Here is a 23,995-nt window from a genome sequence, read left to right on the forward strand (position 1 = left end):
GCTCTCGCCGGTCGCAAGAGCGGCCCCGGATTTAGCTGGCGCTTCATCCGGGCTACCAAGGCGCATACCGGACCTGTGCCGTCTCTTGCTTGACCCTGCGTTGTCCGCGCCCTAATCCGCCGCGATTGCAAACCATCCGTTCCCCGTGGCGCTTCCTCCGCTCGATTCTCCGCAATGGCACACCTCATTCCGCGCCTTCCTGTGGGGCGCGCGGTCGATCGGCGCGACCGTGCTGACCCTGGTGCTGTTTGCGACCTATCTCGGCATCGGCGCGCTGGCGCATGATAGCGGCTTCTCGCTGGGTTGGACGCTGGCGAGCACGGCGTTCGTATGGGCTGGCCCTGCGCAGATCATCGTGATCACGACACTCGGCTCCGGCGCCACCGTGCTGCAATCGGCGATCGCGGTCACGGTCAGCGCGATCCGCCTCTTTCCGATGGTGGTGTCGGTGTTGCCGATGATGCGCACCGAACAGACCAAGCGGCGGCATCTGATCCTCGTGGCGCATCTCACCGCCGTCACGCTGTGGGTCGAGTGCTTCCGCTTCCTGCCGCAGGTGCCGCGCAACCGGCGGATCGCCTTCATCCACGGGCTTGGCTGCGGGCTGGTCACCGTCTGCCTGATCGCCAACACGATCGGCTACATGCTCGCCGCCAACCTCACGCCGCTGTTCGCCGCCGGCATGCTGATGCTGACGCCGCTCGCCTTCCTGTTCTCCACGGCGCGCAACTGCCGCGAGCTCGCCGACGTCATCGCGCTGGTGCTCGGCCTGTTGCTGTTTCCGCTGGCGGCGATGCTGAACAGCGGCGTCGACATCCTGGTCAGCGGGGTCGTCGCGGGCACCATCGCCTACGGCGTGCACCGGGCGAGGGCGGGCATCGTCGGGGCGCGCGCATGAGCGGTTTCATCGGCGACTGGCACGCGCTGGCGATCCTGTTCGTCGCGGGCGTCATCCCCAACCAGATCTGGCGCATGCTCGGCCTGTGGTTCGGCGGCGGCATCGACGAGAACTCCGAACTCTTGGTCTGGGTGAGGGCGGTCGCCACCGCGATCCTCGCCGGAATCATCGCGCAGATCGTGGTGCAGCCGCCGGGCGCGCTCGCCAGCGTGCCGGACTGGCTGCGTTACGGCGCCGTCGCCGCGGGCTTTGTCGTGTTCATGCTGGCGAGGAAATCGATCTTCGCCGGCGTGATCGCGGGCGAGATCGTCATGATCGCGGGCAAATACTGGCTCGGCTGATTGCGGCGTCCGCATTATCCGCTACTCTCGCTTCCCAAGAACAAGACAACGGGGAAACGGCATGCAGCGGCGCGCATCATCGCTATTCATTGTTGCTCTGACGGCGTTGCTGGCGGCGACGCTGCCGGCGCGTACCGCGGATTATCCAACGCGGCCGATCAAGCTCGTGGTGCCCTATGCCGCGGGCGGGCCGACCGACGTGCTCGGCCGCATCGTCGGTGAATATCTCGGGCGCGATCTCAAGCAGGTGGTCGTGGTCGAGAACAAGGCCGGCGCGCAGGGCGCGATCGGCGCCGAGGCCGTGGCGCGCTCCGATCCCGACGGCTACACGCTGTTCGTGACGGCCGCCTCTATCTTCGTGCTCAATCCGCTGCTCTACAAGAAGCTGCCCTACGATCCGACCAAGGATTTTCGCCTGCTGTCCGTCATCACGGACGCGCCGATGATCATGGAGGTGCATCCCTCCGTGCCGGCAAAGACGATCGCGGAGTTCGTCGCCTACGCCAAGAAGAATCCCGGAAAACTCAATTTCGGATCGGCGGGCACCGGCGGCACGGTTCATCTCGCCGGCGAGATGTTCAAGCAGATGGCTGGCGTCGAGATGACCCACGTGCCCTACAAGGGCGCGGGGCCGGCGCTGACCGATCTTTTGTCCGGCAACATCCAGCTGATGTTCGACACGCTCGGCACCGCGCTGCCGCCGGTCAAATCAGGCATGCTGCGTGCGCTCGGCGTCAGCTCGACCGAGCGCATTACCGATCTGCCCGATCTGCCGACGATCGCCGAGAGCGGTTATCCCGATTATGCGGTCAGCGTCTGGTATGGTATCGCAGCGCCGTCGAAGGTGCCCGACGACATCGCCGACAAGATCAAGGCAAGCCTCGACCGGGCCTTGAACGATGAGGCGTTCCGCGCTTCGCTGCTCAAGATCGGTTTCCCGCCGCTGCGCGCGAAGAGCCTGGCCGAGATCGACAAGTTCGTGAATACCGATCGCGCGCGATGGGCGGGCGTGGTCAAGGCGTTGAACATATCGCTGGATTGACACATGGTACGTGAAATGGAACTGCGCCAGGGCGAGGTCGCCGTCGACATGCCGACAGCGCGCGATGCCGCGCTCGTCTTCATCGGCCGCATCCGCACGCCCTGGACCTCGCGACTGGCGACGCCGCGGCAGGGGCGGCATGACGGCCCGGTGTGCCGGCTCGAAATTTTCGAGCCCTGGGTCGCCGCGATCAAGGGTGTCGATTTCTATTCAAATCTCGAGGTGCTGTACTGGTTGCACCAGTCGCGCCGCGACATCGTGCTGCAGAGCCCGAAGAACAACGGCAACACCCGCGGCACCTTCTCGCTGCGCTCGCCGGTGCGCCCCAACCCGATCGGCACCTCAATCGTCAAGCTGGTCGGCGTCGAGGGCAACGTCATCCTGGTGCGCGGCCTCGACTGCCTGGACGAGACGCCGCTGATCGACGTCAAGCCCGACCGCTGCGAGTTCACGCCGCTGGCCCCGCCGCAGGCTGGAGACTTCGAGACGGAGTGAGATTCGTCGATACCGTAGCCCGGATGCACCGAAGCGAAATCCGGGGCGGTCTTACATCGGCTGCAAGATTCCCGAAATTGCGCTACGCTCCATCCGGGCTACGCAGCGACGCCTTCGGCGTTACTTCAACGCTGCGATCAGCTTCGTCGCGCTCGCCTCCAGCACCTTGCCATCTTCCTTGTGGCTGGCAGGCGGCAGCAGCGCGACGCCGTCCTTGCGTGGCATGACGTGCATGTGCAGATGGAAGACGACCTGGCCACCGGCTGGCTCGTTGAATTGCTGCACCGTGATGCCGTCGGCTTCGAACGCCTTCATCGCAGCGGCCGCGATCTTGTGCGAGGCGCGCGCGACATGGGCGTAGTCGTCGGGCTTGATGTCGAGGATGTTGCGGGCAGGGGCCTTCGGAATGACGAGCGTATGCCCCGGCGAGCGCGGCATGATGTCGAGGAACGCGAACACGTGCTCGTCCTCATAGACCTTGTAGCAGGGCAGCTCGCCGCGCAGGATCTTCGCGAAAATGTTGTTGTTGTCGTAGGCGGCGGGCATGGCGGCGGCTCCTCGATGATGCTGCTTTATTGCCTAGGTGGCGGCGGAGACGTCAAGCGTCGTCGTCGACCGTCTTGCGGAACGGGCCGGCCTCGGTGAGCTCGCGGCCGACCTCGGCGACATAGTCGCGCTCGCGCTTGAGGTAATCGGCGATCGCCCGGCGCAGTCCGGGGTCGGCGATGAAATGCGCCGAATAGGTTGTCTGCGGCAGGTAGCCGCGCGCCAGCTTGTGCTCGCCCTGCGCGCCGGCCTCGACCACCTTGAGCCCGCGTTGAACCGCGAAATCGATCGCCTGGTAGTAGCAGACCTCGAAATGCAGGAACGGGTGGTGCTCGATCGCGCCCCAGTTGCGGCCGAACAGCGTGTCCGAGCCGATGAAGTTGATCGCACCGGCGATCCAGCGGCCGTTGCGCTTGGCCATCACCAGCAGCACGTCCCGGCTCATCGTCTCGCCGATCAGCGAGAAGAATTCTCGGGTCAGATACGGCCGGCCCCATTTGCGCGAGCCGGTCTCCATATAGAACTCGAAGAACGCATCCCAGGCGTCCTCGGTGATGTCCGAGCCGGTGAGCCAGTGGATGGTGATCCCGGCGCCAACCGCCTCGCGGCGCTCGCGCTTGATGCCCTTGCGGTGACGCGAGTTCAGCGAGCCGAGAAAATCGTCGAAGGTCTTGTAGCCCTCATTGCGCCAGTGGAACTGCTGGTCGGTCCGCTGCAGGAAACCGTGTGCGCCAAGGAACCTGGCCTCGTCCTCGCGGGCGAACGTCACATGCACGGAGGAGGCCTCGGTGGCGTTGCAGAGTGCCCGGAGGCCTCGTGCCAGCGCCGAGCCGATCACCTCGCGGTCGACGCCGTCGCGGATCAACAGCCGCGGCCCGGTCGCGGGCGTGAAGGGGACGGACACCTGAAGCTTCGGGTAATAGCTGCCGCCGGCACGGTGATAGGCCTCGGCCCAGCCGCGATCGAACACGTATTCGCCCTGCGAGTGCGATTTCAGATAGCAGGGCACGACGCCGACGATCCGGCCATCAAGCTTTGCGATCAGATGCCGCGGACCCCAGCCGGTCCGCGGGCAGGCCGAGTTGGAGGCTTCGGCGGCAGCAAAAAAGGCGTGGGAAACGAATGGGTTATAGCTCGAACTTGCGGCGACCTGGCAATTGTTTGCAGAACCGGGCGAGGCCAGCGTGTCGAGGTGATGGATGCTGTCCGCGTCCGCCTTGGGATTGGCGCAAGCGTCCCATTCGGCGGACGGAATGCCGCCGATGTCAGCTACAGCCTCTAGGGTGATTTCAGAAGACGCCATCGAGAATGAAGACCGGTGCCTCGTTTGAGCATGATTTTTCCGGAACAGCTGGCTCAACTTCCGGATCATGCCCCGCATTCCGCCATCGCCGATGACGACCAACCCTCGCCAACATCGTGCGTCGCAGCGGCGAGTTCAAGACGGCAAGGGCATGTCTCGGACATGTCAGGTTCCCGGCACGAACCCCTCGAAAATCATCTGGTCGGCGTAGCGCGCCGCGCGCTCGCGCTGTTCCACCGTCCGCACGGTCCAGGCCAGCAGCGGACAGCCGAACACATTGCGGGCGATCCACGGCTCCGGCGCCGGCAGCTGGTTGACCCAATAGGCGACGAAATGCGGCTCGGTCGTAAAGCCATGCCGCAGGTACAGCATGCTGTCGCGCTGCGCCGGCGTCAGCTTGTCCCAATGGCCGTCGTCATAGGTGCGCTGGGCGGTGATGCCGCGCGGCAGGTTCGGCATGATCTCGCGCAGCGCCAGCACCTGGTCGGGATCGAAGGACATGCCGACCACCGGGCCGGAATAGGACGCCAGCACCTCGGCCATCCGCCGCACCAGCTTGCGGTCGCCGTCGAAATGGCTCTTCACCTCGACCACCAGCGGCACGCGGCCGGCGACCAGCGCGCAGAGATCGCCGAGCGTCATCATCTGCTCGGCGGTGTCCTTGAACTTGACGGCCTTCAGCTCGGCCGCGGTCCTGGTCGCCAGCATGCCCGCCGCCTCGGTGAGACGGCCGAGCGCATCGTCGTGATGCACCATGGCCTCGCCGTCGGCGGTGAGCTGGATATCGCACTCGATGGCGAAGTTGCCGGCGACCGCGGCGGTGGCCGCGGCCGGCATGTTCTCGATGATGCCGCGTGCGGCATCGTGCAGGCCGCGATGGGCGACCGGCCGTTTCGTCAGCCAATCAGGAGCGCGCATCGATCAGGCGACTTCGAACACGCCTTCGACTTCGACCGCGGCGTCCGCGGGCAGCGAGGCGACGCCGACGGTGGTACGGGCATGGCGGCCCTTGTCGCCGAACGCCTCGACCATCAGGTCGGAGGCGCCGTTCAGCACCTTCGGCCCGTCGAAGAAGTCGGGCGCCGAATTGATGAAGCCGCCGAGCCGCACCACGCGCACGACCTTGTCGAGGTCGCCGAGCGCGGCCTTGATCTGGGCCAGCAGGTTGATTGCGCAGCCGCGCGCGGCAGCGGCGCCCTGTTCGAGCGTGACGCCGGCGCCGAGCTTGCCCTTGGCGATTAGCTTGCCCTCGGCGTTGAAGCAGACCTGGCCCGACACGAACAGCAGGTTTCCGCTGCGGACGAAGGGAACATAGTTTGCGACCGGGGAGGTCGGCTCGGGAAGTGTGATGCCCTGTGACGCCAGTTTTTGTTCGACGGTACCCGCCATTTTTTGGTCCCCCAATTGGATTGCACGAAGCCTGAAACGCGGTCAGGGCCAAGTTTGTTTCGATTGTTTCGCGCATCGTGCCGCCGGTTGCAAGCGACGGTAAGGGGAGGATAGTGCCGCCATGAGGTGCGGATTCGCACGGTAAGCCGCCGAAAATGACGGCAATTTCGCTGCGTACATTGCCATTTTGTCAGACTTGCCCCAGTTGCGGCGCAATACCACCGTCACTATTGTGGCGAATCCCTGCCTCCTTGAGGAAACCACATGACCCTGCCGTTCCGGACTCCGTCGCGTGCCCTGGTGTTTGCGATCGCCGTTGCCGCAGGATCCGGTCTGGTTCAGGGGCCCGCGGTCGCGGCGGCAAGCGGGCCGTTTCTCGCGCATCAGGCGCTCTACGACCTCAGCCTGGTGAAATCGCGCGGCTCCAACTCGGTCAGCGATGCGCGCGGGCGCATCCTCTACAATTTCTCCGGCAACTCCTGCGAAGGCTACACCTCCGAATTCCGCCAGGTGTCCGAGCTCGACAGCGGCGAGGGCAAGGTGACGCTGTCCGATCTTCGCTCCACGTCCTGGGAGGAGGCGTCGGGCAAAAGCTACCGCTTCAAGATCGACACGCGGATGAACGACAGCGAATCGTCGCCGGTCGACGGCATCGCTGAGCGGGTCGGCGATCATATCACCGTGAAGCTGACCCAGCCGGTGAAGAAGACGTTCAATATCGACGGCAAGATCGTGTTCCCGACCGAGCAGATTCAGCACATCATCGCTGCCGCCCGCGACGGCAAATCTGTCCTCGAGCAGACCGTCTATGACGGCTCCGACAACGGCGAGAAGATCTACAACACGCTGACTGTGATCGGCCGGCCGATCGCGGGCGACCGCGCGCCGTCATCGCCCGATCCGTCGACGGCGAGCAATGCGATGAAGGCCATGACGCGCTGGCCGGTGACGGTGAGCTATTACGACAGCGACGCGCGCGCGAAGGACGGCGAGCAGACGCCGGTCTACGCGATGTCGTTCGAGCTTTACGAGAACGGCGTCTCCCGCGCGCTGGTACTGGACTACAACGATTTCGTGATCTCGGGCGCGCTGGACAAGTTCGACGTCAGGGATTCCAAGCCCTGCAAGTGACGGGCTGGCTATCGCCACCCACTCAGCGTCGTCCCGGCGAAAGCCGGGACCCATAATCACCGTTGTTTGTAGTTGGGCCTCGCTGGGACCGCAGCGTCGTGTCGCAACACGGCCCTGTGGTTATGGGTCGCGGCTCTCGCCAGGACGACAGCGGAGCAAGCCCCCCGCGAGACCGCACTGGCCGTAACCGTCCGACACGAGTACGCTTCCCAAAACGCACGTGTCAGGGAGGCACCTCATGAGCAAGCTCAACCATCTTCGCCCCAGCGGCCTGCATCACAATCCGGCTTACTCCCACGTCGTCGTCGCCTCCGGCGCGCGCACGATCTACATTTCGGGACAGGTCTCCGTCGACGAGGAGGGCCGCGTGGTCGGCGCCGGCGATCTCGCCGCGCAGACGACGCAGGTGATGCAGAACCTCGGCATGGCGCTGAAGGCCGCCGGGGCCAGCTATTCCGATATCGTGAAGATCACGACCTTCGTCGTCGGCTACAAGCCGGAGCTCCGTCCCATCATCGGAAAGGCGCGCTCGGCATTCTTCGAGGGCATGGAGCCGCCGGCCTCTACGTTGGTCGGCGTCACCGCGCTCGCGGCGCCGGAATGGCTGATCGAGATCGAGGCGGTGGCGGTCACGGATTGACGGGCTGCGCAGTCGTCATGCGCGGGCGCGACCCGCGCATCCATCGCCTTTCAAAGAGTCCTTGTTGATGGATGGCCGGGTCAAGCGGCCATGACGACCGATTACTCCTCCGCGCTCTTCTGCGGCCCCTCATAGGCAATGCCCCTGATCACGGCGGCATTGCCGAATTTCTTGCGCAGATTGTCCATCGCGCGTTCGGCGTGCGCCGAGCGGCGGTCGAGCATGTCGGAATCGTTGGCCTGCGCGCCCGGGCGCAGCGCGCTGACGCCGGTGCCCATCAGGCGGAAGGCGGTGCCGTCGATTTCCTTCACCAGCATCTCGCGCGACACCGCAAAGATCTTGGCCGCAAGCTGGGTCGGCGTCTGGATCGATTGCGAACGGGTGCGCTGGCGGAAGTCCGCGGTCTTTAGCTTCAGCGTGACGGTGCAGCCCGAGAGCTCGCTGGTCTTCAGCCGCGCCGAGACTTTCTCGGACAGTTTCCAGAGCAGTCTTTCCAGCGTTGCGAAGTCGCGGATGTCGGTCTCGAAGGTGGTCTCGCTCGAGATTGTCTTCGCGCCGCGATCGGCCACCACGCTCCGGTCGTCGATGCCGCGTGCCAGCCGCCACAGCCGGCGGCCTTCGCTCGCGAACTGTTTCATCAATTCGTTCTCGTCGGCGCGCTGCAGGTCGGCGATGATGCGGAAGCCGCGCTGCACCAGCTTTTCCTGGGTCGCAGGGCCGACGCCGTAGATGAACCCGACCGGTTTGCTGGCCAGCATCTCGCGCGCCTCGTCCTGGTCGAGCGCGGCAAAGCCCCTCGGCTTGTCGAGGTCGGAGGCGATCTTGGCGAGGAACTTGTTGCAGGACAGGCCGACCGACACCGTGATGCCGATGTCGCGCTCGACCTCGCGGGCGAATTTGGCGAGCACCTTGGCCGGGATCATGCCGTGGACGCGCTGCGTGCCGGCGAGATCGAGGAAGGCTTCGTCGATCGACAGCGGCTCGACCAGCGGCGTCAGCGCCTGCATCGCCTGCCGCACCTCGCGTCCGACCCGGACATACTTCGCCATGTCCGGCGGGATCACGGTCGCGTCCGGGCAGAGTTCCAGCGCCTTGAACATCGGCATCGCCGAGCGGACGCCGTAGGTGCGGGCGATGTAGCAGGCGGCGGACACCACGCCGCGCTTGCCGCCGCCGATGATGACCGGGCGATCGGCGATGTCAGGATTGTCGCGCTTCTCGACGGTGGCATAGAACGCGTCGCAGTCGATGTGGGCCAGCGCCAGCGCGGGCAGGGCGCGATGACGCACCAGCCGCGGCGAGCCGCAATGGCTGCAGCGCTTCACCTTGATATCGAGGTCGCCGAGGCAGTCTCGGCAGAAACTGAGGGGGCCGTCGGAAGCTGCCGCTGCCGTCGTCACGGCACGTCGCGCTCCCATTTCGGGTCGCCCAGCGCCTGACGGGCGGCGGCGATATTGGTCGGGTGCAGTTCCGAGGCCTTGGCAAACGCCGTCACGGTGGCGTCGTCGCGCATCACGAAATCGAGCACGCTCGCAAGAAATTGAGGATCGGACGCGGCGTTCCGCAGCGTCTCTGGACCGATTCCGGTTTCGGCCAGGAACAGGCCCAGCCGCTCCGGATCGCCGGCAATAAAGCCGAGCGCCTGAATCGCAACGATTTCAGCAACTTCCCGGGGGTTGTGAACAGGCTTTTTCAACGCGCCGGTTTGCCTTTCCGTTAACTTATGGTCTCTATTGAGAGGCCCATCATGCCCGAGTCTTCCGCGTGTGTTCAAGCAACGGAAACCACGCTGTGGAAGTTGGAGTTCGGGTTAACGGGTTAGAGCGATTCTGGCGCTAGTTTGAATTCACATTTTCGACGCGCCCCGAGCGCGGTGCGTGAGGTGCCGCAGCCGGGCCCGTCTCCTGGGTTTGGGAGGGACGGGATGGCCAAAACCGTCCTGATCGTGGAGGACAATGAGCTCAACATGAAGCTCTTTCGCGATCTGTTGGAAGCGCACGGCTATCAGACTTCGGGCACCAGCAATGGCTTCGAAGCGCTCGACCTTGTCCGCAAGCTGCGCCCCGACCTCATCCTGATGGACATCCAGCTACCCCAGGTTTCCGGCCTGGAGGTGACGCGCTGGATCAAGGACGATCCCGATCTGCGCGCAATTCCGGTGGTCGCGGTCACCGCCTTCGCCATGAAGGGCGACGAAGAACGCATCCGCGAGGGCGGCTGCGAAGCCTATTTGTCCAAGCCGATCTCGGTCGGCAAATTTATTGAGACTGTCCGACGCTTTATCGGATAGGGGAGTTGTGGTGCAATGTCCGCGCGTATCCTCGTGGTCGATGACGTTCCGGCGAACGTCAAGTTGTTGGAAGCCCGTCTGTCAGCCGAATATTTCGATGTACTGACTGCCTCCAACGGGACCGAGGCACTGGAAATTTGCGCACGCGCCGAATGCGACATCATCCTGCTCGATGTCATGATGCCCGACATGGACGGCTTCGAGGTCTGCCGCCGGCTGAAGTCGAATCCGGCGACCCATTTCATTCCGGTCGTCATCGTCACCGCGCTCGACAGTCCGGCCGATCGCGTGCGCGGCCTTGAAGCCGGCGCCGATGACTTCCTGACCAAACCGGTATCCGACGTCGTGCTGATCGCGCGCGTGCGCTCGCTGACGCGGCTGAAGATGATGACCGACGAACTGCGCATGCGCGCCATCACCTCGCTCGAGATCGGCATGCAGGCGCCCGAGCGCAGCGCGATCGCCGACAAGGGCACCGGCGGCCGCATTCTCCTCGTCGACGACCGGCCGTCGTCCTACGAGAAGCTGGCGCCGATCCTCTCCGCCGAACACACGGTCGACGTCGAGATCAATCCGTCGGAAGCCTTGTTCCACGCCGCCGAGGGCAATTACGATCTGCTGATCGTGTCGCTGAGCCTCGACAATTACGATGGCCTGCGGCTGTGCAGCCAGGCCCGCTCGCTGGAGCGCACGCGCCAGGTCCCGATCCTCGCCATCTCGGATGCCGACAACAACACGCGGCTGATGCGCGGGCTCGAGATCGGCGTCAACGACTACCTGCTGCGTCCGGTCGACAAGAACGAGCTGTTGGCGCGTGCGCGCACCCAGATCCGCCGCCGCCGCTACACCGATCATCTGCGCGATAATGTGCAGAACTCGATCGAGATGGCGATCACGGATGCGCTGACCGGTCTCAATAACCGGCGCTACATGGAAAGCCATCTCGCGACGCTGGCGGAGCAGGCCTCGATCCGCGGCAAGCCGCTGGCGCTGATGATCCTCGACATCGACTACTTCAAGGCGATCAACGACACCTACGGCCACGATGCCGGCGACGACGTGCTGCGCGAATTCGCCGTCCGTATCCGCAAGTCGATCCGCGGCATCGATCTGGCCTGCCGCTATGGCGGTGAGGAGTTCGTCATCGTGATGCCCGAGACCGACCTGCACGTCGCCGGCATGGTCGCCGAACGGCTGCGCCGCTCGATCGCCGGCGAGCCCTTCACCGTCGACAAGGGCGGCAAGCGGATCACCGTCACGATCTCGATCGGTCTCACCACGCTGGAGCGCAAGGGCGAGCAGGTCACCGATGTGCTCAAGCGCGCCGACACCGCGCTCTATCGCGCCAAGCACGACGGCCGCAACCGCGTGGTGTCGGCCGCAGCCTAGCCGCATCTCGTAGCCCGGATGGAGCGAAGCGTAATCCGGGACGCCGGTGCATGTGGCGCGGTACCCGGATTTCGCGGAGCCTGTCATCGGGCGCGCATTCGCGCGACCCGTTGGTTCCATCCGGGCTTACCCAGTTGCACTATCTGCCGCGCTTCACCGCGTCATAGGCCATCCGCTTGAACTCGAACGAGAACGGATGGACGAACGCCATCTGGCGCTGCGCCATCATGACGCCGGCGATGCCCGTTTTGGGCGAAGTCCACCACTGCGTGCCTGCGACGCCGCCCCAATAGAGTTCGCCGGCGGCGTCGGGATGATCGATCGGGGAGGGGTTGAGGATCAACCCGCCGGCGAGACCGTAGGTCTTGCCGGGCTGCTCGCCCATCATCGCGAAGCGGATCCATTGGCCCGGTGTGAGCTGGTTGGTCATCGCCTCTGCGATCGTCTCCGGCTTCAGCAGCGTCGGTCCGCCGGGCAGCAGGCTGCGGATCAGCGCGACCATGTCATGGAGCGTCGAGACGAGACCGCCGCCGCCATTGAAGCGCGGCACCGGCCGCAAATAAGCGCCCGGATAGGGAGCATTGTCGGTGCGTGTCAGGCCCGGCTTCATCGGATCCATCAGATCGGCGCCGGCGTAATAGGCGACGAGCCGGTTGTGGTCCTTCTCCGGAACATGGAAGCCGGTGTCGACCATGCCGAGCGGATCGAGGATGCGCGCCTTGATGAACTTGTCGAACGGCTGGCCGCTCACCACCTCGACCAGTCGTGCGACCACGTCGATCGCAACCGAATATTCCCATGACGAGCCGGGATGGAACACCAGCGGCAGATCGGACAGACCGTCGACCATGTCGGCGAGCGTCGTCATCGGATTGAGGATCTTGCGCTCGTTGTAGGCCTTGAAGATCGGTGTCCCTGGATCGAACAGGCCGTAGCTGAGGCCGGCCGAGTGACTCAGCAGATGGCGAATGGTGATCGACCGCTGTGCCGGCCCGGTGTCGTCGATCGACGTCGCGCCCGGCCGCAGCACCTTCCGGTTTCTGAGTTGCGGGATGAAGGTCTCGATCGGATCGTCGAGCCGGAAGCGGCCCTCCTCGACCAGCAGCAGCGCTGCGCAGGAGGTGATCAGCTTGGTGTTGGAGAAGACGCGGAAGATGTGATCGGTGCGCAGCGGAATCTGCGCTTCCTTGTCGGCCCATCCGACGCAGCCCGTGTCAGCGACGTCGCGCCCGACCAGAACCGTCCAGGAGATGCCGGACAGGAGATCGTTGTCGATATAGCGCTGCATGGCCGCGCGCGCCGGCGCGAAATCATACCCGGTGGCCGTTACTTTCAGATCTTCCATGGTCGTTCCCTGTTGTGCCGCAGATCTTCTGTGGAGCAGGTCTTTGCGCGGTCGCTGTCAATCTCGCCGGACGGAATATCCAATCGGGAATGCCGTGGCCTGCGGTCGGTGTTAACAACCAAACCTGACTTCGGCACGCAACCGGATTTATCCGGCGCGTTTCTTGCCCGCGGGGGCGGGGCTGCCGACCTTGACGCCTGCATTTGCCAGCAACACGCGCGCGGCTTCCCTGGCCGCGCGCGCCATCGCCGGATCGTCGCGCACCAGATCCTGCGCGATCGAGCCGTCGACCAGCAACGTGAGCTGGGTCGCAAGTCCCTCGGCGTCCGTGACGCCGAGCTGCCGCAGCAGGTCGCGAAACCAGAGCCGGCGGCTTTCCTTGAAGGCGATTGCGATGTTTCTGAAGGTGCGGTCCTCGTCCTCCGGGCCGAGCTCGGCCACTGCGTTCACGAACGGGCAGCCGCGAAAGTCCTTCGCCGAGAAGCGCCGCTCCAGCGAATCGAAAGTCGCGAGAATCTGCTCGGCCGGCGGCTTGTCGGAGGGACGCGGCTGCACGAAGCGGCGTTGCAGATAGGCTTCGATCAGCGCGTCCTTCGATGGGAAGTGGTTGTAGAGCGTGCGCTTGCTGATGCCGATCTCGGCCGCGATGGTGTCGACGCCGATGGCGCGAATGCCCTGCAGGTAGAACAGTCTGTCGGCGGTCTCGAGGATCCGCTCCTTCATGGTCTGTTTGGGAGGCGGGGAAGCCATGCGCCAGCCGTGATCCTCTTCGCTTGACAGTCGGCCCCCTGTATAGCCTAAGTACACAGGTCTGTGTAACCAAAACATGCATGAATCGCAGGCCATGGCACGCGTGCCGTGCCGTTATGGGAGAACAAGAACAATGTCCCTGTTGCAGGTCCTGCGTCCCACGCTTCCCATCCTGATCGGCGCCTCCATCATGCTCACGCTGAGCATGGGGCTGCGGCAGAGCCTCGGTATCTTCATGCAGCCGCTGACGCACGACATCGGCATCTCGATATCCCACTTCACGCTGGCGCTCGCGGTGCAGAACCTCGCCTGGGGCTTTCTGCAGCCGGTCGCCGGCGCGATGACGGTGCGTTACGGCTTCCGCCCGATCATGGTGGTCGGCGCGCTGGCCTACATCGCGGGCCTCGTACTGATGACCACGGCGCATGGGCTCGTTGCCATCATGATCGGCGCAGGTGTCCTGATCGGCCTTTCGCTCGCCTGCACCGCGAATGCGATCGCAATGTCGGTCTCGGCGCGCGCGGTGCCGGAGACGGTACGCTCGACCGTGCTCGGCATGGTCTCCGCCGCGGGCTCGCTCGGCGCGCTGCTGTCGGCGCCGATCGGCCAGATGCTCAATGAAGGTTTCGGCTGGCGCGTCGGACTTGCCGGCTTCGTGATCCTCTCGGTCTTCATGATTCCGGCTGCGTTGTACGCCGGCCGCGTCGACAAGATCCCGCTGCCGAAGCCCGCGGCCGACGATATCGGCAACGCCACCGCGGCGACAGCGGCGAAGACCGCGTTCAGCAACGCAGCCTTCGTGGTGATGACCTGCGCCTACATGGTCTGCGGCATGCAGCTTGTCTTCCTCACCACGCATCTGCCGTCGTATCTCGCGATCTGCGGGCTCGATCCGATGCTGAGCGCGCAGACGCTCGGCATGATCGGCGGCTTCAACGTGCTGGGCTCGCTGTTCTTCGGCTGGGCCGGCCAGCGCTGGAACAAGCTGGCGCTGCTCGGCGCGATCTACATCCTGCGCTCGCTGGCGCTCGCCTGGTACTTCATGCTGCCGGCAACGCCCGGCTCGACGCTGCTGTTCGGCGCCATCATGGGCTTCCTCTGGATGGGCGTCGGTCCGCTGGTCGCGGGCGCGGTGGCCGAGATGTTCGGCTTGCGCTGGCAGGCGATGATCCAGGGCCTCGCCTTCATGAGCCACCAGGTCGGCAGCTTCCTCGGCGCTTACGGAGGAGGGCTGATCTACGACTCGCTCGGCTCCTACGCCATGGCCTGGCGCATCGGCGTCGCGCTGGGTCTTGCCGGCGGCATCATCCAGCTCGCCTTCGCGCTGATCCGGCCGGCGCAACCGCCACTGCTCAAAGTCGCATAGAAACGCAAAACGGGGCCCAAGGGGCCCCGTTTGAACGTCGGAAGTAGCCGATCTTACTTGATCTTGGCTTCCTTGAACTCGACGTGCTTGCGCGCGACCGGGTCGTACTTCTTCTTGACCAGCTTGTCGGTCATGGTGCGCGAATTCTTCTTGGCAACGTAATAGAAGCCGGTGTCGGCCGTCGACACGAGCTTGACCTTGATTGTGACCGCCTTGGCCATGTGCAAAACCTCGAAAATCGGGGGAATTCGGGAGCCGGCCAAATCGGCCCGCGTTTGGCCCGGAAACTAGCCAGAAACAGCCCAAAGTCAAGGATTTCTGAGCCAAGATCACCCCGATTCCGGGCCTATTACCCCTCGAAGAACTGATTTTTCGGCCGCGGCAGGCCCAAATTCTCGCGCAAGGTCCGCCCCTCATACTCTTTGCGGAAAATCCGGCGCTTTTGCAGTTCCGGGACCACCTTGTCGACGAAGTCGAACAGGCCCTGCGGCAGATAGGGGAACATGATGTTGAAGCCGTCGCTGCCGCGGCCGGTCAGCCATTCCTCCATCTGGTCGGCGATGGTCTGCGGCGTGCCGACGAAGGCGAGCCCGCCATAACCGCCGACGCGCTGGGCGAGTTGGCGCACGGTGAGCTTGTCGCGCGCTGCGACATCGACGAGGCGCTGCCGGCCGCTCTTGCTGGCATTGGTTTCGGGGATCGGCGGCAACTGTCCGTCGGGATCGAAGCCGGACGCATCGGTGCCGAGGATCACCGACAGTGAGGCGATCGCGCTGTCGTAATGCACGCGGCTGTCGAGCAGCGCGCGTTTCTCTTTTGCTTCTTCGACGCTGTCACCGACGACGACGAAGGCGCCGGGCAGGATCTTCAGATGCTCCGGATCGCGGCCAACCTTCTCCATGCGGCCCTTGATGTCGGCGTAGAGCTTCTGTCCGTCGGCCAGGCTGCCGCCGCCGGTGAACACGGCTTCCGCGGTCTCGGCCGCAAGCTGCCTGCCGTCATCGGAAGCGCCGGCCTGCACGATGACAGGCCAGCCCTGCACGGGGCGGGCGATGTTCAGCGGACCGCGGACCGAGAGATATTTGCCCTTGTGATTGAGCACATGCATCTTGTCGGGATCGACGAACAGCCCGGACCCGACATCGCGCACGAACGCATCGTCGGCGAAGGAATCCCACAGGCCGGTGACGACGTCGTAGAACTCGCGGGCGCGCTTGTAGCGCTCGGCGTGCTCCATATGGTCGTCGAGGCCGAAATTCAGCGCTGCATCGGGATTGGACGTGGTGACGATATTCCAGCCGGCGCGGCCGCCCGAGATGTGGTCGAGCGAGGCGAAGCGCCGCGCGACGTGATAGGGCTCGTCGAAGGTGGTCGAGCCGGTCGCGATCAGGCCGATATTCTCCGTCACGGCGGCGAGCGCCGACAGCAGCGTGAACGGCTCGAACGAGGTCACGGTGTGGCTGCGCTTCAGCGCGTTGATCGGCATGTTCAGCACGGCCAGATGGTCGGCCATGAAGAAGGCGTCGAACTTGCCGGCCTCGAGCTTGCGGATCAGCGTCTTGATGTGGTCGAAGTTGAAATTGGCGTCGGGCCAGGCCCCGGGATAGCGCCAGGCACCGGTGTGAATGCTGATCGGCCGCATGAACGCGCCGAGCTTGAGTTGACGCTTCGCCATTGCCCCGTTCCGTCCTTGATGTCGTTAGCGGAACAGATAGGGAGGCGTTTCGCGGCGCGCCATCCTGACGGCGCCAGAAGATTTTTGCAATTTGAGGGCCGGTCAGAGGATAAGTCCACGCTCGCCTTACGGTCGTCATCGCGAGCGAAGCAAAGCAATCCATCTCACCGCTTCTTGAACCGTGGATTGCTTCGTCGCTTCGGCGCAAAATTGCTTTGCAATTTCGTCGCGAGCTTCTCCCAAGGACGGGGCGCTACTACGTCCCCAGCACATCCTTCTGCATCTTGCCGCCGTAGAAATGGAAGAACGGCACGGGCGCGTCGTGGCGGAGCGGGCCGGTGGCTAGACGGCGGTCGAGCTCGGCGAGCACGTTCTTGGTCATGGCATGCGCGTCGGCGAGCGGCTCGGAGCCGATCTCGACCCAGACCAGCTCGACGAGCTCGGCATCGGCATGCACCACGCCCTCGACACGATGGGCGATCGTCGACGCGTCGGCAGTGAAGAAGCGCGTATCGAAGCGGCGGACGCGGCCGGGCGGGGTGATCGCACGCGCGATCAGGAACAGGCCGGACGGATCGGGCAAGAGGTCTGCGTCGGCGAACGGCGCCCAGGGCCCGTCGAGCTTGTGCCGCTTCTCGACCTTGCGGCCAAGGCAGAGCCCGGTCTCCTCGCAGGCCTCGCGGATCGCGGCGTTGGCAAGCGCACGCGCGCGGCCGGGCGTGATCTTCGGGCTGCCCTTCAACAAATTGGCTTCGAGCTCCGGCGTGATCGGCGCTGCGACCGGCACGCGATTGTCGGCCTTGTCGACGCGGCCGCCGGGGAAAACGAATTTGCCGGGCATGAACACGACCTTGTCGTGGCGCTTGCCGACCAGCACCTTCGGCTTGGCGCCGGAGCGATCGATCAGGATCAGCGTCGCGGCATCCTTCGGCCGGAAATACGCATGATGATCGGCTTCTTTTTCGCCCTGGTGGACGACAGCGGCGGGTGCGGCAGCTTCAGTCATTTCATCCCTTTCATTTCTTCTTGCGGCCCGGTTTAGCTAGACCGGCGGGATGTCGCTAGGGGGATTCTCGTCAAAGCCATGCATGCGCAGGGCCCATTGCAAGCCGATCACGGCTCCCTTCACCGGCTGCAACAAAGCCAGCGATGCTAACAGCGTGAAGGGCAGATAGATCGCAAGCTGCAGCCACACCGGCGGCGAATAATTAGTCTCGATCCACAGCGCCATCGGTACCACGATATGGCCGACGATAACGATGACGAGATAGGCAGGCAGATCGTCGGCGCGATGCGGCGTGAAGTCGAGGTCGCAGACCGGGCAATGGCCGTCGCATTTGAGAAACTTGCGGAACAGTCTGCCTTTTCCGCAGCGCGGACAGCGGCAGCGGAACCCGCGCTTCATCGCGCTCCACGCGTCGCGCTTCTCGGGCTCGGCCGCCTCGCGAGTCCAGACCACCGTCGGCGGTGTCACTTCCATGACTTGCCTCGCTTCGATTTGCCGGACTTCTGCTGCGCCGGCTTGCGATCCTTCTTGCGCGATTTCCGCTCCTTGTGCGCCTTCTTGCCTGATCCGTTTGGTCCCTTGCCAAATCCGGCGGCGCGGCGCTCGGCCCTTGCGCTGTCGCGTTTTCTGCCGCGCGGAATTGCCTGACCATCGGATAATAACTCAAATCGCAGCGCGCCGGCTATCGGCGCGGCTTCCACCAGACGCACATCGACGACGTCGCCGAGCCGATACTTGGTGCCGCTGCGCGTGCCGATCAGCGCGTGGCGGGTTTCGTCGTAGTTGAAATATTCGCTGCCGATGGTTCGGATCGGGATCAGGCCGTCGGCGCCGGTGTCGTCGAGTTTCACGAACAGGCCGGATCGCGTCACGCCGGAAATGCGGCCCTGGAACGAGGCGCCGACCTTATCGGCAAGGAAATGCGCGATCAGCCGGTCGGTGGTCTCGCGCTCCGCCTTCATCGCGCGGCGCTCGGTGACGGAAATCTGCGCGGCGATCTCGGCGAGCGTCTCCACGGTCTCATCCGTCGGCAAGGCGCCTTCGCCAAGCCCGAGCGCGCGGATCAGCGCGCGATGCACGATCAGATCGGCATAGCGACGGATCGGCGAGGTGAAGTGGGCGTAGCGGCGCAGGTTCAAGCCGAAATGGCCGTAGTTCTCGGCGGAGTATTCGGCCTGCGCCTGCGAACGCAGCACCACCTCGTTGACCAGCGGCTCGTAGTCCTCGCCGGCAACCTGCGCCAGCACGCGGTTGAATTGGGTGGGACGCAGCGCGCCCTGCTTGGTGAAGGGCAGGTCGAGCGTCTTGAGGAATTCCTGCAGGTTGTGCACCTTCTCCTGGCTCGGCTCGTCGTGCACGCGGTAGATCAGCGGCAGCGCCTTCTTCTCCAGCATCTCGGCCGCGGCGACGTTGGCGAGGATCATGAATTCCTCGATCAGCCGGTGCGCATCGAGCCGCTGCGGCACGATGACCCGATCGACGGTGCCGTCGGCTTTCAGCAGGATCTTGCGCTCGGGCAGATCGAGATCGAGCGGGTCGCGCTCGTTGCGTGCAAGCTTGACCAGCTCGTAGGCCGACCACAGCGGCTTCAGGATCGGATCGAGGATAGGGCCCGTCGTGTCGTCCGGCCTGCCGTCGATCGCGGCCTGCGCCTGCGCATAATGGAACTTTGCGGCCGAACGCATCAGCACTCGGTGGAAGGTATGCGAGCGCTTGCGGCCGTCGGCGCCGATCACCATCCGCACCGCGAGCGCGCCGCGCGGCTCGCCCGGCACCAGCGAGCAGAGATCGTTGGAGATGCGCTCGGGCAGCATCGGCACGACGCGATCAGGGAAATACACGGAGTTGCCGCGCTGGAGCGCGTCGCGGTCGAGCGCCGAGCCGGGCCGCACATAGAAGGCGACGTCGGCGATCGCGACATGGACGATGAAGCCGCCCTTGTTATTGGGATCGGGATCGACTTCCGCATGCACCGCGTCGTCGTGATCCTTGGCATCCGGCGGATCGATGGTGACGAGCGGCACGTCGCGCCAGTCCTCGCGGCCCTGCAAGGTCGCGGGCTTGGCGTCTTCAGCTTCGCGCAGCGCAGAAGTGGAGAACACCTGCGGGATATCGTGGGTGTTGATCGCGATCAGACTGATCGCCTTTTCACTGGCAATCGAGCCGAGCCGCTCCTTGACGCGGGCGGAGGCGAGGCCGTAGCCGCGGGTGCGGATCAGGTCGACGCTGATGAGATCGCCGTCTTCGGCGCCGCCGCTGTCGGCTTTGGCGATGTTGAGCTCGCGGCCGGCCTGCTTCTTGTCGACCGGGATCAGGCGCCCGCCGCCATCGGGATTGCGACGGAAGATGCCGAGGATCCGCGTGCGCCCGTGATCGATCACCTTGATGACGCGGCCGCGATAGGGCGTGCCGCCTTGCTCGTCCGTGACTTCGACGCGCAGCAGCGCGCGGTCGCCGACGCCGGCGGTGGTGCCGGGCTTCGGCCGCCGCGGCGTCTCGATGCGGATTTTCGGGGCGGTGCCGTTCTCGTCCGAGTCCCACTCGGCGGGCGTGGCGATCAGCTCGCCGTCGCTGTCGCGCCCGGTGATGTCGGCCAGCACGGTAGGCGGCAGCGCCGCCGGCTCGTGGATCTTGCGGCCGCGCTTGGCAATTGTGCCGTCGTCGGCGAGCTCGCGGAGGATCCGCTTCAGCTCGACGCGGTCGGCGTTCTTCAAGCCGAACTCGCGCGCGATCTCGCGGGTACCGAGCTTGCCTGGATTGGCGCGGATGAAAGCGACGATGGCATCCCGGCCCGGAAAGCCATTGTCGGGTTTTCGTTTCACTTATCCTCGTGCCTTGCCGGCGCTTTTCTTCGCGGGTGCTTTCGCTGGTGCCGATGATTTTGCAGGCGACGTCTTGGCACCGGAGGCGACCGGCGCGCGCGCCTTGCTGGTCGCATCCGTTTTCGGCTTCGCTGCGGCTTTCTTCGACGCCGCCTTCTTGGTGGGCTTGGCGTCGGCGTCGGCGTCGCCGTCAGTCTCGGTCGCCTCGGACTTGGCTTTCTTCGCCTTGGCGGGCTTTTCCGCCTTCGCCTTCTTGGCCTTCTTGCCGCCGCCCTTGGCCGCGCGCTCGTCGATCAGCGCGATCGCTTCGGCGAGCGTGATCTGGTCGGGGGTGCGGTCGCTCGGAATCGTCGCGTTGACACCGCCGGCGGCGACATAGGCACCGTAGCGGCCGTTCTTCAGCGCGACCGCGCCGAGCGTCGGGTGATCGCCGAGCGGCTTGCCGGGATCGGCGCCGAAGCGGCGGCCGCTCGGGCCCTTCGCGATCTTCTCCGCGATCAGCGTGACGGCACGGTTCAATCCGATGTCGAAGACCTCGTCACCGGCCTCGAGGCTGGCATAGGTCTTCTCGTGCTTGACGAACGGCCCGAACCGGCCGAGGCCGGCGGTGATCGGCTGCCCGGTTTCCGGATGCTTGCCGATCTCGCGCGGCAGTGACAACAGCTTCAGCGCCAGTTCGAGGTCGACATCGGCCGGGGAGGTGCCTTTTGGAATGCCCGCGCGCTTCGGCTTCTCGCCCTCGGCGTAATCCTTCTGCTCGCCGAGCTGGATGTAGGGGCCGAAGCGGCCGGCCTTCACCGTGACATCGAACCCGGTGTCGGGATCGGTGCCGAGCACGCGGTCGGCGCTCTCGGCGCTGTCGGCCGCAAGCGGCCTTGTGTAGCGGCATTCCGGATAGTTCGAGCAGCCGACGAAGGCGCCGAACTTGCCGGCCTTGAGGTTGAGCCGGCCGGTGCCGCAGGTCGGGCATTGCCTGACATCGCCGCCATCCGCGCGCGGCGGATAGATGTGCGGGCCGAGCATCTCGTCGAGTGCGTCGAGCACCTCGGCGACCCGGAGGTCCTTGATGTCGTTGACCGCGCCGATGAAGCCGCGCCAGAAGTCCTGCAACACCTGCTGCCAGGCGATCTCGTTGTTGGAGATGCGGTCGAGCTGCTCCTCGAGATCGGCGGTGAAGTCGTATTCGACATAGCGCGAGAAGAAGTTCTCCAGGAACGCGACTACGACGCGGCCCTTGTCCTCGCCGTGCAGCCGCTTCTTCTCGAGCTTGACATAGCCGCGATCCTTCAGGACCTGCAGGATCGAGGCGTAGGTCGAGGGGCGACCGATGCCGAGCTCTTCCATCCGCTTCACCAGCGAGGCTTCCGAGAAGCGCGGCGGCGGCTCGGTGAAATGCTGGGTGACGGCAAGGCTCTGGCGCTTCACGGCCTCGCCCTCGCTCATCGCGGGCAGCCGGCGCGAATCCTCGTCTTCCTCGTCGTCGCGGCTTTCCTGATAGAGCGCGAGGAAGCCGTCGAACTTGATGACCTGGCCGGAGGCGCGCAATTCCAGCACGCGTGAGCCGGCCTTGGCCTCGATGTCGACGGTGGTGCGCTCGAGCTCGGCCGACTCCATCTGGCTCGCAATGGTGCGCTTCCAGATCAATTCATAGAGCCGCGCCTGATCGGCATCGAGCCTTCGGCCGATGGTGGCCGGGCGACGCGACAGATCGGTCGGGCGGATCGCTTCGTGGGCTTCCTGCGCGTTCTTGGCCTTGGCCTGGTACTGGCGCGGGGCGTCCGGCACGTAGGCGTTGCCGTAGTCCTCGCCGATCACCTTGCGCGCCTGCGTGATCGCTTCGGGCGCGATCTGCACGCCGTCGGTTCGCATATAGGTGATGAGGCCGGTGGTCTCGCCGCCGATGTCGATGCCCTCATAGAGCCGTTGCGCGATGCGCATGGTGTGCGCCGGCGCGAAGCCGAGCTTGCGGCTCGCTTCCTGCTGCAGGGTCGAGGTGGTGAACGGCGCCTGCGGATTGCGCCGGGCCGGCTTGGCCTCGACGGTCGCGACCTTGAACAGGGCGGCCTCGATCGCCTTCTTGAAATCCTCTGCTTCCGCGCCGGAGCCGATGTCGAGCCGTGCGATCTTCTTGCCGTCGGCGCCGACCAGCCGCGCCTCGAAGGCGTCGCCGCGCGGCGTCAGCAAGGTCGCGACCAGCGACCAGTACTCCTTCGGCACGAACTTCTCGATCTCGAGCTCGCGGTCGCAGACCAGCCGCAGCGCGACCGACTGCACGCGGCCGGCGGAGCGGGCGCCGGGCAGCTTGCGCCACAGCACGGGGGAGAGGGTGAAGCCGACCAGATAGTCCAGCGCGCGACGCGCCATATAGGCGTCGACCAGCGCGCCATCGATCTGGCGCGGCGCCTTCATTGCCTCGGAGACGGCCTGCTTGGTGATGGCGTTGAACACGACGCGCTCGACCTTCTGGTCCTTCAGCGCGCGCTTCTCCTTCATCACCTCCAGCACGTGCCAGGAGATCGCTTCGCCCTCGCGATCAGGGTCGGTTGCGAGGATCAGACGGTCGGCACCCTTGAGCGCCTTGGCGATGTCGTTGAGCCGGCTCGCGGCCTTCGCATCGACCTCCCAGATCATCTGGAAATTGGCGTCGGGATCGACGGAACCATTCTTGGCCGGGAGGTCGCGAACATGGCCGAACGACGCCAGGACCTCGTAGGAGGACCCCAGATATTTGTTGATCGTCTTGGCCTTGGCCGGCGACTCCACAATGACGATATTCATGTCATTCCAATAGCTTGTGGGAAAACTTGAAGGTGGGTTCCGCTAGACTCGCGGCCCGCCGTGTCGGGGCGAACATGGGTGCTGGGGCGGTCCCTGTCAAATCGCCAGATATTGAAGGGAGGCGCCAAGCTGTGGAGTTTCTATCCCAGGGGTTGCAAAATACGTCCTAGAGTTGCGTCCGGAAAGGGCGTATCTCTCTATATATAGGGTGGAAATCGGATTAGGCCTTTTGAGCAGCACGGGGGCGGCCGGAAGCGCAAGGCGTCGGGCCGGCGGCGACCGGCGGGCGACGAGACGGCTGGGGAGGGCGGCCCGGACGATGCCCTGGTCCTGATCGCAGCCGCCGCGACCGAACTCGCCAAACTCGCCCAGCGCCACAAATTCGAAGTCCTCGAGCGCCTGTTCGCGATGGCCCGCCTGGAGGCCGACGAGCAACTGCGTTCGTGCAGCCGGAGGAGGTTGTCGTGAGGGGCGTCGCGGGATGCAGGGGTCGGGGCTCTCTCCATTCGTCGTCCTGGCCTTAGTGCGGCGCGGCGTACTGGATCGCCCCGCATCGACCGGTGTCGTCCCTGCGAAAGCAGGGACCCACACGCCGCAGCGGGTGTTGTGGAGGGGATTCGTCGTTGCAGCACTGCTCAACAATGACCATCGGTGGTTATGGGTCCCTGCTTTCGCAGGGACGACACCGAATGTGTGGCGTCGTCTGTGACCACGTTCGTGACGACCGCGAAGCGCCCCTCGATCGGGTGAGACGGGCAATTCATAACACTGAGTTGCGCTTCGGATAAA

At 65.0% G+C, this 23,995-nt stretch carries 24 protein-coding genes; 9 read left to right on the forward strand and 15 right to left on the reverse strand.

All coding sequences use genetic code 11. The features are described from left to right. The first annotated feature begins 145 nt into the window (after window positions 1–145). The 4 genes from AKL29_RS23205 to tsaA all read left to right on the forward strand — a co-directional run bounded on the left by AKL29_RS23205 (window position 146) and on the right by tsaA (window position 2,776). Window positions 146–898, forward strand: a complete 753-nt coding sequence (locus AKL29_RS23205) for an AzlC family ABC transporter permease (RefSeq protein ID WP_050385764.1) — start codon at window positions 146–148, stop codon at window positions 896–898. Continuing rightward, window positions 895–1,239, forward strand: a complete 345-nt coding sequence (locus tag AKL29_RS23210) for an AzlD domain-containing protein (protein ID WP_028336400.1) — start codon at window positions 895–897, stop codon at window positions 1,237–1,239. The genes AKL29_RS23205 and AKL29_RS23210 overlap by 4 nt, the downstream gene beginning before the upstream one ends. Before the next feature lie 61 nt (window positions 1,240–1,300). Continuing rightward, window positions 1,301–2,281, forward strand: coding sequence for a Bug family tripartite tricarboxylate transporter substrate binding protein (locus AKL29_RS23215; protein WP_063779929.1), 981 nt, complete (start codon window positions 1,301–1,303; stop codon window positions 2,279–2,281). A gap of 3 nt (window positions 2,282–2,284) precedes the next feature. After that, entirely contained in the window at window positions 2,285–2,776 is a 492-nt protein-coding gene (tsaA, locus tag AKL29_RS23220; RefSeq protein ID WP_026192858.1) for a tRNA (N6-threonylcarbamoyladenosine(37)-N6)-methyltransferase TrmO, read from the forward strand. 120 nt (window positions 2,777–2,896) lie between these two features. On the opposite strand, the gene AKL29_RS23225 is transcribed toward tsaA, so the two are convergent. The 4 genes from AKL29_RS23225 to AKL29_RS23240 all read right to left on the reverse strand — a co-directional run bounded on the left by AKL29_RS23225 (window position 2,897) and on the right by AKL29_RS23240 (window position 6,014). After that, a complete protein-coding gene (locus AKL29_RS23225) occupies window positions 2,897–3,322 on the reverse strand; it encodes an HIT family protein (protein ID WP_050385766.1) in 426 nt (141 codons plus the stop codon). A 52-nt stretch (window positions 3,323–3,374) separates the two neighbouring features. Next, window positions 3,375–4,625, reverse strand: coding sequence for a GNAT family N-acetyltransferase (locus AKL29_RS23230; RefSeq protein WP_050385767.1), 1,251 nt, complete (start codon window positions 4,623–4,625; stop codon window positions 3,375–3,377). Window positions 4,626–4,790: 165 nt separating this feature from the next. Then, window positions 4,791–5,543 (reverse strand): glycerophosphodiester phosphodiesterase, encoded by a 753-nt coding sequence (locus AKL29_RS23235; protein WP_050385768.1) that lies wholly within the window; start codon window positions 5,541–5,543, stop codon window positions 4,791–4,793. Between the two features lie 3 nt (window positions 5,544–5,546). After that, window positions 5,547–6,014 carry a RidA family protein gene (locus AKL29_RS23240; protein ID WP_016845428.1) on the reverse strand — a complete coding sequence of 156 codons (468 nt, stop codon included), beginning with the start codon at window positions 6,012–6,014 and terminating at the stop codon, window positions 5,547–5,549. Between the two features lie 264 nt (window positions 6,015–6,278). Here AKL29_RS23240 and AKL29_RS23245 point away from each other — a divergent pair, with 264 nt between their 5' ends. Together AKL29_RS23245 and AKL29_RS23250 are read left to right on the forward strand one after the other, a co-directional pair. After that, the gene (locus AKL29_RS23245; RefSeq protein ID WP_050385769.1) at window positions 6,279–7,145 is read left to right on the forward strand and encodes a cell envelope integrity EipB family protein; all 867 of its coding nucleotides are present in this window, start codon (window positions 6,279–6,281) and stop codon (window positions 7,143–7,145) included. A gap of 238 nt (window positions 7,146–7,383) precedes the next feature. Next, window positions 7,384–7,785 (forward strand): RidA family protein, encoded by a 402-nt coding sequence (locus AKL29_RS23250; RefSeq protein ID WP_050385770.1) that lies wholly within the window; start codon window positions 7,384–7,386, stop codon window positions 7,783–7,785. 101 nt (window positions 7,786–7,886) lie between these two features. Here AKL29_RS23250 and AKL29_RS23255 read toward each other — a convergent pair whose 3' ends face one another. Further along, window positions 7,887–9,203, reverse strand: a complete 1,317-nt coding sequence (locus AKL29_RS23255; protein WP_050385771.1) for a DNA polymerase IV — start codon at window positions 9,201–9,203, stop codon at window positions 7,887–7,889. Next, window positions 9,182–9,481: a DUF3572 domain-containing protein gene (locus tag AKL29_RS23260; RefSeq protein WP_028336391.1), complete on the reverse strand. Its 300-nt coding sequence runs from the start codon at window positions 9,479–9,481 to the stop codon at window positions 9,182–9,184. Before AKL29_RS23260 ends, AKL29_RS23255 begins: the two co-directional genes overlap by 22 nt. 228 nt (window positions 9,482–9,709) lie before the next feature. On the opposite strand from AKL29_RS23260, the gene AKL29_RS23265 reads away from it, so the two are divergent. Both AKL29_RS23265 and AKL29_RS23270 read left to right on the forward strand, forming a co-directional pair. Then, on the forward strand, window positions 9,710–10,075 hold the full coding sequence (locus AKL29_RS23265; RefSeq protein ID WP_028336390.1) for a response regulator: 366 nt from the start codon (window positions 9,710–9,712) through the stop codon (window positions 10,073–10,075). A gap of 15 nt (window positions 10,076–10,090) precedes the next feature. Further along, window positions 10,091–11,464, forward strand: a complete 1,374-nt coding sequence (locus tag AKL29_RS23270) for a PleD family two-component system response regulator (protein WP_028336389.1) — start codon at window positions 10,091–10,093, stop codon at window positions 11,462–11,464. A 139-nt stretch (window positions 11,465–11,603) separates the two neighbouring features. Here AKL29_RS23270 and AKL29_RS23275 read toward each other — a convergent pair whose 3' ends face one another. Together AKL29_RS23275 and AKL29_RS23280 are read right to left on the reverse strand one after the other, a co-directional pair. Next, window positions 11,604–12,809, reverse strand: a complete 1,206-nt coding sequence (locus AKL29_RS23275; protein ID WP_244482326.1) for a serine hydrolase domain-containing protein — start codon at window positions 12,807–12,809, stop codon at window positions 11,604–11,606. Between the two features lie 147 nt (window positions 12,810–12,956). Continuing rightward, window positions 12,957–13,559 (reverse strand): TetR/AcrR family transcriptional regulator, encoded by a 603-nt coding sequence (locus AKL29_RS23280; protein WP_028336387.1) that lies wholly within the window; start codon window positions 13,557–13,559, stop codon window positions 12,957–12,959. 133 nt (window positions 13,560–13,692) lie between these two features. Here AKL29_RS23280 and AKL29_RS23285 point away from each other — a divergent pair, with 133 nt between their 5' ends. Beyond that, on the forward strand, window positions 13,693–14,925 hold the full coding sequence (locus AKL29_RS23285) for an MFS transporter (protein WP_050385772.1): 1,233 nt from the start codon (window positions 13,693–13,695) through the stop codon (window positions 14,923–14,925). A 53-nt stretch (window positions 14,926–14,978) separates the two neighbouring features. Here the strand turns inward: AKL29_RS23285 and rpmG are convergent, their stop codons facing one another. The 7 genes from rpmG to AKL29_RS23320 all read right to left on the reverse strand — a co-directional run bounded on the left by rpmG (window position 14,979) and on the right by AKL29_RS23320 (window position 23,641). After that, the gene (rpmG, locus tag AKL29_RS23290; protein WP_018271988.1) at window positions 14,979–15,146 is read right to left on the reverse strand and encodes a 50S ribosomal protein L33; all 168 of its coding nucleotides are present in this window, start codon (window positions 15,144–15,146) and stop codon (window positions 14,979–14,981) included. A gap of 128 nt (window positions 15,147–15,274) precedes the next feature. Further along, a complete protein-coding gene (locus AKL29_RS23295) occupies window positions 15,275–16,600 on the reverse strand; it encodes an LLM class flavin-dependent oxidoreductase (RefSeq protein WP_050385773.1) in 1,326 nt (441 codons plus the stop codon). 256 nt (window positions 16,601–16,856) lie between these two features. After that, window positions 16,857–17,606 carry an NUDIX hydrolase gene (locus AKL29_RS23300; RefSeq protein ID WP_028336384.1) on the reverse strand — a complete coding sequence of 250 codons (750 nt, stop codon included), beginning with the start codon at window positions 17,604–17,606 and terminating at the stop codon, window positions 16,857–16,859. Window positions 17,607–17,642: 36 nt separating this feature from the next. Beyond that, complete coding sequence (locus AKL29_RS23305; RefSeq protein ID WP_028336383.1) at window positions 17,643–18,080, reverse strand: DUF983 domain-containing protein; 438 nt, start codon at window positions 18,078–18,080, stop codon at window positions 17,643–17,645. After that, window positions 18,071–20,428: a ribonuclease R gene (rnr, locus tag AKL29_RS23310; protein WP_050385774.1), complete on the reverse strand. Its 2,358-nt coding sequence runs from the start codon at window positions 20,426–20,428 to the stop codon at window positions 18,071–18,073. Before rnr ends, AKL29_RS23305 begins: the two co-directional genes overlap by 10 nt. Continuing rightward, the gene (gene topA, locus AKL29_RS23315; RefSeq protein WP_050385775.1) at window positions 20,429–23,206 is read right to left on the reverse strand and encodes a type I DNA topoisomerase; all 2,778 of its coding nucleotides are present in this window, start codon (window positions 23,204–23,206) and stop codon (window positions 20,429–20,431) included. It lies immediately after the preceding gene. A gap of 96 nt (window positions 23,207–23,302) precedes the next feature. Continuing rightward, window positions 23,303–23,641, reverse strand: a complete 339-nt coding sequence (locus AKL29_RS23320; RefSeq protein WP_050385776.1) for a hypothetical protein — start codon at window positions 23,639–23,641, stop codon at window positions 23,303–23,305. Window positions 23,642–23,995 lie beyond the last annotated feature (354 nt).

The organism is Bradyrhizobium pachyrhizi, from assembly GCF_001189245.1.
Taxonomy (GTDB): Bacteria; Pseudomonadota; Alphaproteobacteria; order Rhizobiales; family Xanthobacteraceae; genus Bradyrhizobium; species Bradyrhizobium pachyrhizi.